Genomic DNA, 542 nt, shown 5'->3' with positions numbered 1-542 from the left:
CGCCACAGTCGCTCGACGAAGACATTGTCGAGGGCCCGGCCACGGCCATCCATGCTGATCAGGATGTCCCATGCCTTGAGTCGCTCGATCCACTCGGTGCTGGTGAACTGCGCGCCCTGATCGGTATTGAAGATCAGCGGCTGACCCTGATCGAGGGCCGCATCCAGCGCTTCGACGCAAAAGCCGGTGTCGAGCGTGTTCGACAGGCGCCATGAGACAACATAACGACTGAACCAGTCGAGCACGGCCATCAGGTACATGAACCCGCGCCGCATCGGGATATAGGTGATGTCGGCACACCAGACCTGGCAACTGTGCTCGATGGCGAGTCCGCGCAGCCGATACGGGTAGACCGCATGCTCCGGGTGCGGTCGACTGGTGTGAGGCCCCGGCACGGTCGCCTGCAGGGCCATCAGTCGCATTAACCGCTGGATGCGCTTGCGGTTGACCCGATAGCCTTGGCGCTGGAGCCAGTGGGTCATCTGCCGGGAGCCGAAGAACGGTGTGCGCAGGTACTGCTTGTCGATCTGCCACATCAGCGC

The 542-nt window shown here is 62.7% G+C and carries 1 protein-coding gene; it reads right to left on the bottom strand.

Features of this window, described 5'->3' with window-relative positions:
- On the bottom strand, window positions 1–542 hold a 542-nt coding region (locus tag BA899_RS03690), incomplete at both ends, for an IS3 family transposase (protein WP_159299765.1).

The sequence above is a fragment of the Spiribacter sp. SSL99 genome (genome assembly GCF_009805925.1).
GTDB classification, from domain to species: Bacteria; Pseudomonadota; Gammaproteobacteria; order Nitrococcales; family Nitrococcaceae; genus Spiribacter; species Spiribacter roseus.
Note: the sequence above shows the minus strand (reverse complement) of the source record. Positions and strands in the feature narration are given on the sequence as shown.